The 15,177-nt window shown below is 66.1% G+C and carries 12 protein-coding genes; 4 read left to right on the top strand and 8 right to left on the bottom strand.

What is annotated here, in order from left to right:
• The first annotated feature begins 301 nt into the window (after positions 1–301).
• Positions 302–2,089 (top strand): acetolactate synthase 3 large subunit, encoded by a 1,788-nt coding sequence (locus tag RT513_RS04795; RefSeq protein WP_290688354.1) that lies wholly within the window; start codon positions 302–304, stop codon positions 2,087–2,089.
• 11 nt (positions 2,090–2,100) lie between these two features.
• A complete protein-coding gene (ilvN, locus tag RT513_RS04790; protein ID WP_084695116.1) occupies positions 2,101–2,658 on the top strand; it encodes an acetolactate synthase small subunit in 558 nt (185 codons plus the stop codon).
• A gap of 146 nt (positions 2,659–2,804) precedes the next feature.
• On the opposite strand, the gene RT513_RS04785 is transcribed toward ilvN, so the two are convergent.
• Both RT513_RS04785 and RT513_RS04780 read right to left on the bottom strand, forming a co-directional pair.
• Positions 2,805–3,971, bottom strand: coding sequence for a CaiB/BaiF CoA transferase family protein (locus RT513_RS04785; RefSeq protein ID WP_290688163.1), 1,167 nt, complete (start codon positions 3,969–3,971; stop codon positions 2,805–2,807).
• Positions 3,971–5,188 carry an acyl-CoA dehydrogenase gene (locus RT513_RS04780; RefSeq protein WP_409518395.1) on the bottom strand — a complete coding sequence of 406 codons (1,218 nt, stop codon included), beginning with the start codon at positions 5,186–5,188 and terminating at the stop codon, positions 3,971–3,973. The genes RT513_RS04785 and RT513_RS04780 overlap by 1 nt, the downstream gene beginning before the upstream one ends.
• 102 nt (positions 5,189–5,290) lie before the next feature.
• On the opposite strand from RT513_RS04780, the gene RT513_RS04775 reads away from it, so the two are divergent.
• Positions 5,291–6,175 carry a LysR substrate-binding domain-containing protein gene (locus tag RT513_RS04775; protein ID WP_088215253.1) on the top strand — a complete coding sequence of 295 codons (885 nt, stop codon included), beginning with the start codon at positions 5,291–5,293 and terminating at the stop codon, positions 6,173–6,175.
• Positions 6,176–6,315: 140 nt separating this feature from the next.
• On the opposite strand, the gene RT513_RS04770 is transcribed toward RT513_RS04775, so the two are convergent.
• The 6 genes from RT513_RS04770 to RT513_RS04745 form a co-directional block, all read right to left on the bottom strand.
• Positions 6,316–7,449 carry an HlyD family secretion protein gene (locus RT513_RS04770; protein WP_290688168.1) on the bottom strand — a complete coding sequence of 378 codons (1,134 nt, stop codon included), beginning with the start codon at positions 7,447–7,449 and terminating at the stop codon, positions 6,316–6,318.
• 39 nt (positions 7,450–7,488) lie between these two features.
• Positions 7,489–9,261: an MFS transporter gene (locus tag RT513_RS04765; protein ID WP_290688170.1), complete on the bottom strand. Its 1,773-nt coding sequence runs from the start codon at positions 9,259–9,261 to the stop codon at positions 7,489–7,491.
• Between the two features lie 2 nt (positions 9,262–9,263).
• Positions 9,264–9,734 carry a MarR family winged helix-turn-helix transcriptional regulator gene (locus tag RT513_RS04760; RefSeq protein ID WP_035744025.1) on the bottom strand — a complete coding sequence of 157 codons (471 nt, stop codon included), beginning with the start codon at positions 9,732–9,734 and terminating at the stop codon, positions 9,264–9,266.
• Between the two features lie 122 nt (positions 9,735–9,856).
• Positions 9,857–11,149 (bottom strand): FAD/NAD(P)-binding protein, encoded by a 1,293-nt coding sequence (locus RT513_RS04755; protein ID WP_290688173.1) that lies wholly within the window; start codon positions 11,147–11,149, stop codon positions 9,857–9,859.
• Positions 11,146–11,595: an RrF2 family transcriptional regulator gene (locus RT513_RS04750; RefSeq protein WP_088215251.1), complete on the bottom strand. Its 450-nt coding sequence runs from the start codon at positions 11,593–11,595 to the stop codon at positions 11,146–11,148. The genes RT513_RS04755 and RT513_RS04750 overlap by 4 nt, the downstream gene beginning before the upstream one ends.
• Before the next feature lie 62 nt (positions 11,596–11,657).
• A complete protein-coding gene (locus tag RT513_RS04745) occupies positions 11,658–12,548 on the bottom strand; it encodes an NAD(P)-dependent oxidoreductase (RefSeq protein WP_290688176.1) in 891 nt (296 codons plus the stop codon).
• Positions 12,549–12,626: 78 nt separating this feature from the next.
• On the opposite strand from RT513_RS04745, the gene RT513_RS04740 reads away from it, so the two are divergent.
• The gene (locus RT513_RS04740) at positions 12,627–15,089 is read left to right on the top strand and encodes a penicillin acylase family protein (protein ID WP_290688178.1); all 2,463 of its coding nucleotides are present in this window, start codon (positions 12,627–12,629) and stop codon (positions 15,087–15,089) included.
• Positions 15,090–15,177: the final 88 nt, after the last annotated feature.

Below are 15,177 nucleotides of genomic sequence, written 5' to 3'. Positions count from 1 at the left end.
GCCTTGCCGCTGGCGAAAGCCAGGCCCGCAACGGATGCGCAACTTGTGAAAAGCCCACCCCACCCCACCGACAGATCGTTGCGCTTTTGGGTTGACGATGCCGTCCACCCATGCGATGAGAACGCCATCCGAGGGGGCGAGACATGAACGGTCTTATCGTAATCGTAGGAAGTTGGCGCATGGTCCGTTAAGGAAGCCATATTTCCGTCCCATGCGCCCCCCGAGTATCACTCCGGGGGCTTTTTCATTTGCCGAGACGAACGGCGGAGGAGCTAAGATGACAGCGGAGAAACCCGGCCAGATGGAGGGCGCACGTTACGCCCGAGGCCCCGCGAACGGTGAGGCGCTGACCGGCGCGAAGATCATCGTGCAGGCATTGCGCGATCAGGGGGTCGAGGTGATCTTCGGCTATCCCGGCGGCGCGGTGCTGCCGATCTATGACGAACTGTTCCAGCAGAACCAGATCCGCCATGTCCTCGTCCGGCACGAGCAGGCGGCGGTGCATGCCGCCGAAGGTTATGCGCGGTCCACCGGCAAGCCGGGCGTGGTGCTGGTCACTTCCGGCCCCGGCGCCACCAATGCCGTTACCGGGCTGACGGATGCGCTGCTCGATTCCATTCCGATCGTGGTGATGTCCGGTCAGGTGCCGACCTTCATGATCGGGACCGATGGCTTCCAGGAGGCCGATACCGTCGGCATCACCCGCCCCTGCACCAAGCACAACTGGCTGGTCAAGGATACCGACAAGCTGGCGGAGACGCTGCACCGCGCCTTTCACGTCGCCACCACCGGCCGCCCCGGCCCGGTGCTGATCGACATCCCGAAGGACGTGCAGTTCGCCACCGGCGCCTATCGCCGGCCGAAGCCCAAGGACAGCGACCCCTACAAGCCGCAGGTCCGGGGCGACGCCACGCAGATCCTGCGGCTGGTCGAACTGATCGAGACGGCGGAACGTCCGGTTCTCTATACCGGAGGCGGGGTCATCAACTCCGGCCGGGAGGCGAGCCGCCTGCTGCGCGAATTCGCCGATGCGACCGGCTTCCCCGTGACTTCCACCCTGATGGGGCTCGGGGCCTATCCCGCGTCCGGCAAGGGCTGGCTCGGGATGCTCGGCATGCACGGCCTCTACGAGGCCAACCTCGCCATGCATGGCTGCGACCTGATGATCAATCTGGGCGCGCGCTTCGACGACCGGATCACGGGGCGGCTGGCCGATTTCTCTCCCGGTTCGATCAAGGCGCATGTCGATATCGACCCGTCCTCGATCAACAAGACCGTCCGGGTGGATCTGCCCATCGTGGGCGACGTGGGCGCGGTGCTGTTCGATATTCTCCGCATCTGGAAGGAACGGGGATCGAAGGTGAACCGTGAGGGTCTGGCCGGCTGGTGGCGTCAGATCGCGGAGTGGAAGTCGGTCAACTGCCTCGCCTATCGCGGGTCGGAGACGACGATCAAGCCGCAGTATGCGCTCGAACGGCTGGAAGCGCTGACCCGCGGAATGGACCGCTACATCACCACCGAGGTCGGCCAGCACCAAATGTGGGCGGCGCAGTTCCTGCATTTCGACGAGCCGAACCGCTGGATGACATCCGGGGGGCTGGGCACGATGGGCTACGGTTTCCCTGCCTCCATCGGCGTGCAGATGGCCCATCCCGATGCGCTGGTCGTCAATGTCGCGGGCGAGGCGTCCTGGCTGATGAACATGCAGGAGATGGGCACGGCCATGCAGTTCCGCCTGCCGGTCAAGCAGTTCATCCTGAACAACGAGCGGCTGGGCATGGTGCGGCAGTGGCAGCAGCTTCTGCATGGCGAGCGGTATTCGCACTCCTGGTCCGAATCGCTGCCGGATTTCGTCAAGCTGGCGGAAGCCTTCGGCGCGAAGGGCATTCTGTGCACCGATCCCGCCGATCTGGACGATGCGATCCGCGAGATGATCGCCCATGACGGGCCGGTGATCTTCGACTGCATGGTCGAGAAGCATGAGAACTGCTTCCCGATGATCCCGTCGGGCAAGCCGCACAACGAAATGCTGCTCGGCGATGCCGACCCGGCGAATGCGATCGGCGCCCAGGGCGCGGTTCTGGTCTGAGGAGAACGATCATGGCGCTGAACCTTATGCAGGGCTCCTCCGGGCATTCTGCCTACGATCTTCGCGATCCCAATGCGGATGTGAGCGAGCGGCACACGCTGACCGTGCTGGTGGACAACGAATCCGGCGTTCTGGCGCGGGTCGTGGGGCTGTTTTCCGGGCGGGGATACAACATCGACAGCCTGACCGTGGCAGAGACGGACCACACCGGCCACCTGAGCCGGATCACTATCGTCACCACCGGTACGCCGCAGGTCATCGAGCAGATCAAGGCGCAGCTCGGCCGCATCGTCCCGGTGCACGAGGTGCACGACCTGACCGTGGAAGGGGCCGCGGTGGAGCGGGAACTTGCGCTCATCAAGGTGAAGAACACCGGGGAGAAGCGGGTGGAGGCGCTGCGGCTGGCCGACATCTTCCGCGCGAAGGTGGTGGATTCGACGCTGGAGAGCTTTGTCTTCGAGATCACCGGCACGCCGGAGAAGGTCGATGCCTTTGCAGACCTGATGCGTCCGCTGGGGCTGATCGAACTCGCCCGGACCGGTGTCGCTGCGCTGCGCCGCGGCAGTTGACGGAGAAAGCGGGGGAGCACGCTCCCCCGCACCCCCTGTCCGGTGGGCAGCGCCCCCCGGATCCCCCGATCCGCTGCCGGGGAGAGCTGGCAGGTTGCGGAACGGTAACGTCGGGGGTCGCGGGGGGCGTCCCCCGCGCCCGGGTTTCAGCTTTCGGCACCCTCGGACAGGCGCGCGCGGATTGCCGCATCGTCCGCGCCCAGAAGCGGTGACGCCCGGTCGAGCGCCAGATCGCTCGACGAAAAGCTGATCGGCGTCCGAAGGCCGGGAATACCCTCCGCCTCGATCCTCATGCCACGCGCCGCGACCTGCGGATCGGCGAAGACATCCGCCAGCGTGTTGATCGGTCCCGCGGGCACTGTCGCGGTTTCCAGCGCGGCCAGCAGGTCGTCCCGCAACCATTTCCGCGTCGCTGCGGAAATCGCCTCCGTCAGCTCCGCCCGCCGCTCCAGCCGGAGAGCATTCGTCGCATAGGCCGGGTCCGCGCCCAGGTCGGAGCGCCCGATCACATCGCAGAAACGCCGGAACTGTCCGTCATTGCCGACGGCAAGAATGAACCAGCCATCCGCCACGGGATAGGTCGCATAGGGCGTGATGTTCGGATGCGCATTGCCCATCCGGTGCGGCGCGACACCCGAAACGAAGTAGTTCATCGCCTGGTTGGCCAGCACCCCGGTAAGACAGTCGAAGAGCGCGAGGTCCACGTGCTGCCCCCGCCCCGTCTTCTCCCGCTCCGTCAGCGCGGCCTGAATGCCGATCACCGCATAAAGCCCGGTGAAGATGTCGGCAAAGGCCACGCCGATCTTTTGCGGCTCGCCCGCCGGATCGCCGGTCAGGTCCATGATCCCGGCCATGCCCTGGATCATGAAGTCGTAGCCCGCGCGATTGCGGTAGGGCCCGGTCTGTCCGAAACCGGTGATGGAGGCGTAGATCAGCCGCGGATTGAGCGTGGCGAGGCTTGCGTAATCCAGCCCGTATTTCGCAAGGCCGCCCACCTTGAAGTTCTCGATGACCACATCCGCCTCTGCGATCAGCCGGCGGACGAAATCCAGATCCGCAGGATTGCGGAAATCCGCGATCACGGAGTGCTTGCCCCGGTTGCAGGCGTGGAAATAGGCGGCGGACTGTTCCGACCCGCCGTCGGGCGTCTCCCGGTCGAGGAAGGGCGGGCCCCAGCGGCGCGTGTCGTCACCTTCCGGCGCTTCCACCTTCACCACCTCGGCCCCGAGATCGGCCAGCACCTGACCAGCCCAGGGGCCGGCCAGGATGCGTGCAAGCTCGACGACCTTCAGTCCTTCGAGCGGCGCCCCCATCAGAAGAACGCCTGAAGGCCCGTCTGCGCCCGGCCGAGGATCAGCGCGTGCACGTCATGCGTGCCCTCATAGGTGTTCACCGTCTCGAGGTTCACCATGTGACGGATGACGTGGAACTCCTCGGAGATGCCGTTGCCGCCGTGCATGTCGCGGGCCATCCGGGCGATGTCCAGCGCCTTGCCGCAGTTGTTGCGCTTGATGATGGAGATCATCTCCGGCGCGGCCTGCGCCTCATCCATCAGGCGGCCGACGCGGAGCGACCCTTGAAGGCCCAGCGAAATCTCGGTCATCATGTTGGCGAGCTTCAGCTGGAAGAGCTGCGTCTGCGCCAGCGGCTTGCCGAACTGCTTGCGGTCGAGGCCATATTGCCGTGCCGCGTGCCAGCAGAATTCCGCGGCCCCGAGAGCACCCCAGGAAATGCCGTAACGCGCGCGGTTGAGGCAACCGAACGGGCCCTTCAGCCCTTCGACATTGGGCAGCAGCGCATCTTCACCGACTTCCACATTGTCCATCACGATCTCGCCGGTGATGGAGGCGCGGAGCGACAGCTTGCCCTGAATTTTCGGAGCCGACAGGCCCTTCATGCCCTTTTCCAGCACGAAGCCGCGGATCTTGCCGCCATGGGCCTCCGACTTCGCCCAGACGATGAACACATCGGCGATGGGGGAGTTGGAAATCCACATCTTCGACCCGATCAGACGATAGCCGCTCTCGGTCTTGATCGCCCGCGTCTTCATGCCGCCGGGGTCGGAACCCGCATCCGGCTCCGTCAGGCCGAAGCAGCCGATCCACTCGCCGGAGGAGAGCTTCGGCAGGTATTTCTTGCGCTGTTCCTCCGACCCGTAGGCATAGATCGGATACATCACCAGCGACGACTGCACCGACATCATGGAGCGGTAGCCCGAATCCACGCGCTCCACCTCACGCGCGACCAGCCCGTAGGAGACATAGCCCGCGCCAAGCCCGCCGTATTCCTCGGGGATCGTCACGCCGAGCAGGCCCGCCTCTCCCATCTCGCGGAAGATCGCCGGGTCGGTATGCTCCTCGGCGAAGGCTTTCTGCACGCGCGGCATCAGCCGGTCCTGCGCGAAGGCATGGGCCGCATCGCGCAGCATCCGCTCCTCCTCCGTCAGCTGCGTCTCCAGCCGGAAGGGGTCATCCCAGGTGAAGGCGGTCAGGTCCGGCGCGTCCTTGGCCTTGAGCTTGGGCTTTTGCATGTCGTTCATGGCGGGTCTCCTCTGCTTGCCGCAGGATCTACTCCTCCCGCGCGAAGGATGCTAACGATGTTTTCTGGCATCCCGATGAGTTTTCCTCATACCATGCGACAATCCTACCTGCCCTCCATCCAGGAGCTCGCCACCTTCGCCGCCTGTGCGCGCACCGGCGCCACGACCCGCGCGGCGGAGGAGCTGAACCTGACGCAGAGCGCCATCAGCCGCTCTCTCAACACGCTGGAAGATCGGTTGGGCGTGCGGCTGTTTCACCGGGTGAAGGGTCGGCTCGTGCTGGCCGATGCGGGGCGGGTGTTTCTGCCGGATGCCGAGCGGCTGCTGGCGGAACTCAATCAGGCGGCCGTTACGGTGATGGCGTTCGGCGGTCATGGCGACGTGATCCGGCTGGCGGTGCTGCCCTCCTTCGGCTCGGCCTGGCTGGTGCCCCGGCTTGCGGCATTCCGGGCGCTCCGGCCGGATGTGACCTTCGACATCACCTCGCGCCTGACGCCGGTCGATTTCACCGACGATCCGTTCGATGCGGCGATCCAGCGGGCGGAGCATCGCCCGCCGGATGCCCATGTGGCGGAGCTGATGGAGGAGCAGCTCGTCGTCGTTGCCAGCCCTGCCGTCGTCGCGGGGCCGCTGCCGGATCTGGCCCTCGCCCGCTTGCCGCTTCTTCAGCAGTCCACGCGGCCGACCCTCTGGCTCGACTGGTTCCGCGATGCCGGGCTGGATGTGCGGCCGATCCTGCGGGGCGCGCGGTTCGAGCATTTCGGCATGCTGGTCACGGCGGCAGTTGCCGGCCTTGGCGTCGCGCTGGTGCCCGAGGTGGTGGCGGAGGAGGAGCTGCGCCGCGGCAGGCTGCTCCTCGCCTCGGAACGCAGGCTGCGGGTGGCAAGCCCCTACGCCATCCTCTACCCCGACAGAAGCGCCGCCAACCCGGTGTTCGCGGCGTTCCGCGACTGGCTTCTGGGTGAGGCGCGGTCCTGACAGGTTGCTGACGAGTGGAGCATTGACCCGGGCTTACGTTGAAAGCCAGGAAATGGGTCCGGTCGAGAGCTGGTCTTTCAGGCGATCTCCCGAAAAGATCTCCGCCTCAGGGTAATCCCGGAACGCTTTTTCAGCGCCTGCTAGAACAGCGCGCCGCCGATCCCCGTGCCGGGGGTGGCCTCGGCCCCGAGATCCGATACCTGCTTAGGCGCGGTGGCGGAGTTCTCATCAGGGGTCGCGCTGGTATCCACGCTGACCACGACGGAAAGGCCGGGCACGAGGTTCTGCACCAGCGGCTGACCCGGATCGAGTTCGATCCTCACGGGGAGACGCTGGGCCACCTTGGTGAAGTTGCCTGTGGCGTTATCGGTCTTGAGAAGACTGAACTCATTGCCCGTTGCCGGCGCAAAACCCGTGACACGGCCGGTCAGTTCGGCATGGTTCATCGCATCCACCGTGATCCGCGCGGGCTGCCCCACGCGCATTTCGGCAAGCTGCGTCTCCTTCATGTTCGCGACGACCCAAAGCGCCTCCGGCACCAGCGGCATGAGCTGCGTTCCCGCCGACACATACTGCCCCGGCCGCGCGCCCACCTCGCCCACACGGCCATCCTGCGGCGCGCGAATTTCGGTATTGTCGAGGTCGATACGGGCGAGTTCCACGGCAGCCTCCGATCCTGTGACAGCGGCCTCCAGCGCCTGACGCGCGACAATCGTGGACTGCACCTTCTGTTTGGCGGTCTCCAGGGCGGCCTCCGCCTGATGCTGGTTGGCGATCGCCTGATCCAGAGCAGCGCGGGTGGTGTCGCCGTCCGCCTGCGTGGCGACGCCCTTGCCCAGCAGCGGGGTGATACGCTCCCAGTTCGCAGTGGCGACCTTCACCGAGGCTTTCGCCCCCTCCAGCGTGGCCTCCGCCGCGTGGACGCTCGCCTCCGCCACGACGCGGTCCTGCGCGTTGGAGGCAAGGCTCGCGCGGGAGGACGCAAGCGCCGCCTCCGCCTGCGCAACCTTCTGGCGGAAGATGCGGTCGTCGATCTTCACCAGCGGCTGGCCGGCCTTCACGGTGTCGAAGTCATGCACGAACACCTCGGCCACATGGCCTGCGATCTGCGGCGCAAGGAACGTCACCTTGGCGCGGGTATAGGCGTTCTCCGTCGTTTCTATGGCGGTGGTGAAGGGCGGCAACTGCCACGCATAGAGCACCAGCCCAATGGCAGCGATGCCGGTGACGAGGGCAATATGCGTGGCGCGGGAACGGATGATTTCATGTGGCATGATAAGATACTCGGATAACTGGGTCAGCGGGGGGCGGCGTCAGTTCGGCAGCGCCCCGCCCGGGGGCGCCGTCGCAGCCGCACGCCGCCGAAGCCAGGCGTTCAACGCCATGTGCCCCAGCAGAAGCCCCAGTGCGATCAGCGCGATGATCCCCACGATGAGAAACACGTCGTTATAGGCCAGCACCGTCGCCTCCCGCTTGATGACGGAGGAGAGGAGCCGCGTCCCCTCCACCTGCCGTTGGAGGCTGTCGGGAATGACATTGGCGTAGCTGGCGCCGTACTGCTGGATCCGCTGGGCGACCAGAGGGTCCGAAGGCGACATCAGCTCGGACAGGCGGAGCGTGTGCAGGTTCGTCCTGATCGTCACCAGCGTGCCGAAGATGGCGGAACCGAGCAGACCGCCGATGCTCTGGGTCATGAGAAAGACGATGATGAAGCTCAGGATATAGTTCGGCCCCTTCTTCAGCGCGGACATCAGGCCGCTCGCCATCGCGGGGGGCAGGAACAGCGCCGTGGCATAGGCGATCATCGCCTGGCTCAGGATCAACTGTTCGGGCCGGGTCAGGCTCGTCGCGTGACTGTCCATCAGCGCACCGGTGGCGATCAGGATGAGGGCCACAACGTGCATCATCTCCTCCCGCCCGGGCTTCAGGATAGCCGCTGAAGTCAGCCCGCCAAGCAGCGAGCCCAGAAGAATGATGCCGTACATCACCTGCATCTGCGTATTGGACAGGCCGAGCGCGATGAAGAACTGAGGCACGCCGGAGCTTTGTTCGGCCAGCACGATGCGGAACAGAAACAGCGCACAGGCGAAATGGACGATGGCGGGGCTGGTCAGCCAGCGGATATCCAGCAGCGGCGACTTGCGGTTCAGCTCGATCACCGCGGCGGTGGTCAGGCACAGGGCGGAGAGGACCAGAACCCAGCCGATCCATGGCGCCTCCAACCACCAGTAGAGCCGGCCGGTGACCAGCACGACAGCCACGCAGCCGAAGCCGACGGCGATCAGCAGATAACTGACCACATCGCCGCGGCTGATCACATTTGCCCGCGGCATGGGGCCAAGGGGCAGCTTGTACACCAGACCCAGCGCCGCGATGGCGAGCGCCAGTTCCAGCACGGTCAGCGCATGCCACCCGCCCCAGAGTTCGATGAGATAGGGTGACACGATCCGCGCAATGGGTGCGCCGAGCGTGATGTTGGTGAGCGCAAGCGAGAGACCGACGCTCATCTTCTTCTCCGGCGGCATCGGTTCCAGCATGTAGAGGAAGGCGAGGCTCGACATCGGAGAGGCGGCCATCCCACTCATGAAGCGGACGACAAGCGCCGAATGCAGGTCGGAGATCAGGAAATTCAGCAGCGCGGCGATGACGAAACCCAGAATGGAGATCTCGGCAAAGTTCCTCAGCCCGAACTGGTTCCTGATCTTGATGAGCGCCACGGCGAGAGAGACGTTCGGCGCCATATAGGCGGCCATCAGCCATGTGGCTTCCGTCTGCGTGGCCGACAGGTCGCCCGCGATCTGGGGAATGTTGGCCGACACGAGGTTCATGCCGAAGCTCTGGGTGAGAGACAGAAGCGTCGAGGCGACCATATAGGCCGCGACGAGATGCGGCGGCTTCGGAACGAAAGGGGGCCGCGCCGGTTGCTGCGGCACATCGGAGGCGGTTTGCGGAACCACCTCGGCAGGCTGTGCCCCGGACTGGGCACTTGCGCCGCCTGTGACCGGCTCCCGTGGGGCGGCCTCCGGTTCTGCCGTTCCCTCCGCCTCATCGGGCAGGGCGCGTTTGATGATGGCGAGATCGTTCATGATCAGCCGTCCAGCTTGCCAGAGTCGATGTTCTGCATGATGACACGCAGCACGCGCGTCGCCGTTTCCAGATCGGCAGGAGAAATGCCTTCAAGCATATCTTCCCGCAGACGACGGGAGAAATCGGTCAGCCCGCGCGCCTTCATCCGCGCAGTATCGGTGAGATAGACGTTCTTGACGCGCCGGTCGCTCTCCTGCGCCTCGCGGCGGATGTAGCCCAACTTTTCCAGACCGTCGAGAATGCCCACCATGGAGGGCTGTTCCACCTCCAGCTTGCAGGCAAGCTGGCTCTGGGTCTGGCCGTCCCCCTCGCTCAGCCGCAAAAGGACGCGCGCGCGGGACAGGGTCAGATCCTGCGCCCGCACGCGGGCATCGAACAGCGTGCGGATCTTGCGACTCACCTTGGTGAGTTCGTCGATGAACCAGGCGTTGCGCTGATCGGCGGGGGTGGGTTTCGTGAGGCTCTGGGGCATGGCCATAAAGACATAGGTGGATAACGATTAGCCACCTATGTATAGGCACCTATGCTTTCCGGCAAGGCCCAGCGCAATATTTTCCGCAGCGCGGCATTCGGCAGGGAATGGTCAGCAGAAGCCTACCCGCAACTAGGCACGAACGAAGCGGCGAGCCGGGCGACCTGCTCCCGGATATCGGGAATCGCCGTGATCTCCCAAAGGGCCGCGCGGCTTGGCGGGCCGACCGCATGGATCGTCTGGGACACTGTCCCGTCCCGCGCGATGACGGCCCCCTGTGGCGTCACGTCCAGCCCCAGCCGCAGCGGGTCGATCCGCGCCAGCCCGGAGCCGAGCAGCCCCGCGACCAGCGGCGAGGCGGAACGCTCCGGGTCGCGCCTGATCCCCCGGCAGTCTATGACGGCGGCGGTCGCGATCTCCTCTACCCCGCCGCCCGGCAGGCTCAGCCGCGCTGTCCCCTCCACGAGACTCCGCAGCCGCGCGCGCTGCAGCCGCAGCAACCCTTCCGCCATCGCGGCGTCAAGGCGGGCGCGTGAACCGGGCGGCATCCGGTGGCGATGGACATCCCACCAGACCGCCCCATGGCGCAGAAAGACCCGCCGGCCAGCCTCCGGCATGGCCCGCCACAACGTCTGCACCTCCGGCCGCACCGCATCCACAACGCCCCGCCAGTCGCCCCCCGCGGCGACCTCCCGCGCGACGGTGCGGCGGAGCCAACGCGCGATGGTCGCGGGCCCCTCTCCGACAGGAACGTCATCGGGAAGTGTCGCCGCGCGCGGCGGCTCCTCAAGATGGTGCCTCGGCAAAAGACCGCGTCGCGAAATGGCCAGCATTCCGCCGCGATGGCCCGCTTCCAGCAGGCTCAACACCTCATCCACCATGGTCAGCCCCGTGCCGACCAGAAGCACCAGCCCCTCCGGCGTCCCCCCCTCCCGCCACGGCTGGCGCATCCCGGGTTCGGCCTCCGGCACCGCATGACCCGTGGCCAGCACCAGCCGATCCCCGGCCAGCACCTCACCCCCGGCGCAGTGCAGGGTGACGCCCACGCCCTCGCTCTGCACCGCCACAGCCTCCTCCCGCAGAATGCGGAGACGCGGATCGTGCTGCCAAGGCGCGAGCAGATGCTTGAGATAGCGCGCGTAATCCGCTCTCCTCTCGAAAGCCGCAGGGTCCGCCGCGCCTCGTTCGCGCAGCAGCCAGTCCACGAAATCGCCCGGCATGTCTGGGAAAGCGGACATCGCGGCACTTCGGGTGTTCAGCAGATGCGCGGGATCGCGGGTGGAATAGGCAACCCCCTCGCCCACCGTATTCCGCTCCACCAGACTCACCCGGGCGCCCCGGCGCAGAAGCTGCGCGGCGAGGATCGTACCCGTCGCACCGCCGCCTGCGATGAGGATATGCGGGATTTCCGTCATTCGGCCACGAGCTGCCCGAACCGGTCGGGCGTGCGGATGAGGTCGGCAAGCGTCAGGCTTTCCAGCAGGATGAGATAGGACCAGAACAGTTCCCCGAAGACCCGGCGAAGACGGCATGTTTCCTCATCCGTGCAATCCTCGCAGCGCTGATAGGCCTTGCGGGACAAACAGGGGAGCGGCGCAATCGGCCCGTCGATGGCGCGGAGCAATTCGCTCAACGCCACGGTTTCGGGTGGTTTGACGAGCATGTAGCCGCCCCGACGCCCGCGCAGGCTCACCACGGTGCCGGTCTTGCGCAGATCAAGCAGGATGTGTTCGAGAAACCGCTTGGGCGTGCCCGCCCGGCGGGCGATCTCCTCGATGGACAGCGGATTATGTCCTCCCTGCCATTCATCGGCGAGCACCATCAGCGCCTTGAGCGCATATTTCATCCGCTGCGTGATCATGCCCCTTGGTAGGCTGGCGCGCGCCGCCGATCAAGCGCGGCACGCGCAATACGGGAGCGGGATCAGCGTTGATCCGGTTCCTCGCGGTCAAATGCCTTCAGCCTGCGCAGGAGGGAGGAAGTGTCCCACCGTCCGCCGCCCATCGCCTGCACATCCTTGTAGAACTGATCGACCAGAGCGGTCAGGGGCAGAGGGGCGCCGATCTCGTCGCCGGTCGCGAGACAGATGCCCAGATCCTTGCGCATCCAGTCCACGGCGAAACCGAAATTGAAACGGTCGTCCAGCATCGTGTCATGCCGGTTGACCATCTGCCATGATCCCGCGGCGCCCTGACTGATGACCTCCACCACCGCGCGCCCGTCAAGGCCCGCCTTCTCCCCGAAGGACAACGCTTCGGAAAGGCCCTGCACCACACCCGCGATGCAGATCTGGTTCATCATCTTGGCAAGCTGGCCCGAGCCGGTCGGCCCGATCAGGCGGCAGATGCGGGAATAGGCGGCGATCACCGGCTCCGCCCGCGCGAAATCCTCCGGTGCACCGCCGCACATGACGGACAGGATACCGTTTTCGGCCCCCGCCTGCCCGCCTGAGACCGGTGCATCGACGAAAGCGATGGACTGCTCCGCCGCCGCCGCCGCAAGCTCCCGCGTCACCCGCGCAGAGACCGTCGTGTGATCCACAAGCACGCTGCCCGCCGCCATCCCGGCGAAGGCGCCCTCCGGCCCGAGACAGACAGACCGCAGGTCATCGTCATTGCCGACGCAGACCATCACGAATTCGGCACCTTCCGCCGCCGCGGCGGGCGTGCGCGCGGCCTGCCCGCCATTGGTTGCGACCCAGGCGGCCGCCTTGGAATACGTGCGATTATAGACGGTGACCGTATGGCCCGCCTTTGCCAGATGCCGCGCCATCGGCGCCCCCATCACACCCAGACCCAGAAATGCGACCTTCATGTCCCCTCCTCACGATTGCGCGTCTCACCGCTTTGACTTAACTACGGGCTCCATCGCCCGCGTCAACTGAAGGCCCCCATGCTCATCGCATTCCGCTGGCTTGTGCGGATTCTCACAGCGCTGATCCTGGTGACGGCTGCGACGCTCGCGGGCCTTTACTATGTCACGTCCCGCTCCCTGCCCGATTACAGCGCGTCCTACCGGCTTTCGGGCGTGCATCAGCCCATGGAAATCGTGCGCGACACCGCAAGCGTGCCGCATATCTTCGCCAAGACGGATGAGGACGCCTTCTTCGGGCTGGGCTTCGTCCACGCCCAGGACCGGTTGTGGCAGATGACGATTCTGCGCCGCACCGCACAGGGGCGGCTGTCTGAAGTCTTCGGGGCGCGCACGGTGCGGACCGACGAGTTCATCCGCCGTCTCGACCTTTACGGCCTGGCGCAAGCGTCGTTCGAGGAGCAGGACGAGCCCACGAAACGCGCGCTGGAGGCCTATTCCCGCGGCGTGAACGCCTGGATCGAAACGGTGAACGCGCAGGCTCTGGGACGCGGCGCACCGGAGTTCTTCCTGTTCCCGCCCGAGATCGCCCATTGGCAACCGGCGGATTCGCTGGCGATTCTGAAGCTCATGGCGCTGCAGCTGACCGGCCAGATGGAGCGGGAGGTGCTGCGCGCCCGCACATCGCTGCTGATGCCCGCGAACCGGGTGCAGGACATCCTGCCGGACGTTCCCGGCCCCGGCATCGCCGCCCTGCCGGACTATGCCAGCATCGTGCCGAACGTGACGCCTTCCTATGCCGCGCTGTCGGGGCCGGAGAGCGCCTTCGATCCCGTGCATCCGCAGGTTTTCGCCGGGGCCTCCAATGCCTGGGCGGCGGCGCCCTCCCGCTCCGCGTCGGGGGGCACGCTGCTGGCCAACGATCCGCACCTCAACTTTTCGGCCCCGACGGTGTGGTATCTCGCGCGGCTGGACCTTGCAGGCGGCGGGGTGATCGGCGGGACGATCCCCGGCATCCCGCTGGTGATCGTCGGGCGGAACGCCGATCTGGGCTGGGCGCTGACCTCCTCCTACCTCGACGATCAGGATCTGCATATCGAGCGGCTGAACCCCGAGAACCCGGAGGAATACCTGACGCCCTCGGGCTACAAGAGCTTCGAGACGCGCCGCGCGATCCTGTCGATCAAGGACGCGCCCCCCGTCACGCTCACCCTGCGCTGGACTGAGAACGGCCCTGTCCTGCCGGGCTCCCATTACGATCTGGGGACGGTCACGCCGCCCGGCCACGTGATGTCGCTGACCTGGACGGCGCTCACCCCGCATGACCGGACGATGACCGCGGGCCTCCGGCTGATGACCGCGCGTTCCGTTACGGAGGGGCTGGCGGCAGGGGAGTTTTACACCGCGCCTTCGCAGAACCTGATGCTGGCCGATGCCCGTGGCATCGCCATGCAGCTCGTCGGTGCCATGCCCCTGCGCGATGCGGCCCACCAGACGCAGGGCCGGATGCCCAGCCCCGGCTGGATCGCGCAGAACCGCTGGCAGGGGATATTCCCCTATGCGGAGAACCCCCGGTTCGTGGAGCCGGAGGGAGGCATCCTCGGCAATACCAACAACAAGATCATCGACGCCCCCTTCCCCCGGCACGTGAGCTTCGACTGGGGCGACAGCCAGCGCATCGAGCGGTGGAAGCGTCTGATGCAGACACGGGAGGTCCATACGCGGGAGAGCTTCATCGAAGCGCAGCTCGACACGGTGAGCCAAGGCGCGCGCACGCTTCTGCCGCTCATTGGCAAGGATCTGTGGTTCACCGGCGAGCCCGCCGCCGAAGGCACCACAGAACGGCTCCGCCAGAAGGCGCTGAACCTGCTGGCCGAGTGGAACGGGGAGATGAACGAGCATCTGCCCGAGCCGCTGATCTATGCCGCCTGGATGCGGAGCCTGCAGGAAAAGCTCATCCGGGATGAGCTCGGCCCGCTGGCGGACAGCTTCACTCATGCCGATCCGCTGTTCATGGAGCGGGTATTCCGCAACATCGACGGCGCCGGGAAATGGTGCGACATCATCCAGTCCTCCCCGGTGGAGACCTGCACGGACATCGCGCGGATGGCACTGGACGATGCGCTGCTGCGGCTCTCCGAACGCTATGGCCGCAATCTGGAAAGCTGGCGCTGGGGCGACATCCATCAGGCGGCGCATGACCATCCGGTGCTGGGGAACGTGCCGCTGCTGCGCTATCTCGTGAACATCCGGCAGTCCACTTCGGGCGGGGACGATACGCTGATGCGCGGGTTGACCAGCGGCACGGGCAGCAATCCCTATCTCAACGTCCATGGCGCGGGCTATCGCGGGGTCTATGATTTCGCCGACCCTGACAGTTCGGTCTTCATCACGGCGACCGGGCAGTCAGGGCACCCGCTGTCGCGCCACTATGACGATATGGGGGAACTGTGGCGGCGGGGAGAGTATATCCCGATGTCGCTGGACCCGGCCCTTGCCCGCGCTGCCGCCGTGGGGATTACCCGGATAACGCCCACCCCCTGAGCGGGCAACTGGCGTGGGCACATGGCCTGCCGCCGATACCCGCCTGCGCGGAGGGGTATCATCCGCCCTGCGGGCATACCGACCGCCG

It is taken from the genome of Haematobacter sp., assembly GCF_032102465.1.
In the GTDB taxonomy this organism is placed as follows: Bacteria; Pseudomonadota; Alphaproteobacteria; order Rhodobacterales; family Rhodobacteraceae; genus Haematobacter.
The sequence above is the reverse complement of the archived record's forward strand: the minus strand, read 5'-3'. Positions and strand labels throughout refer to the sequence as shown.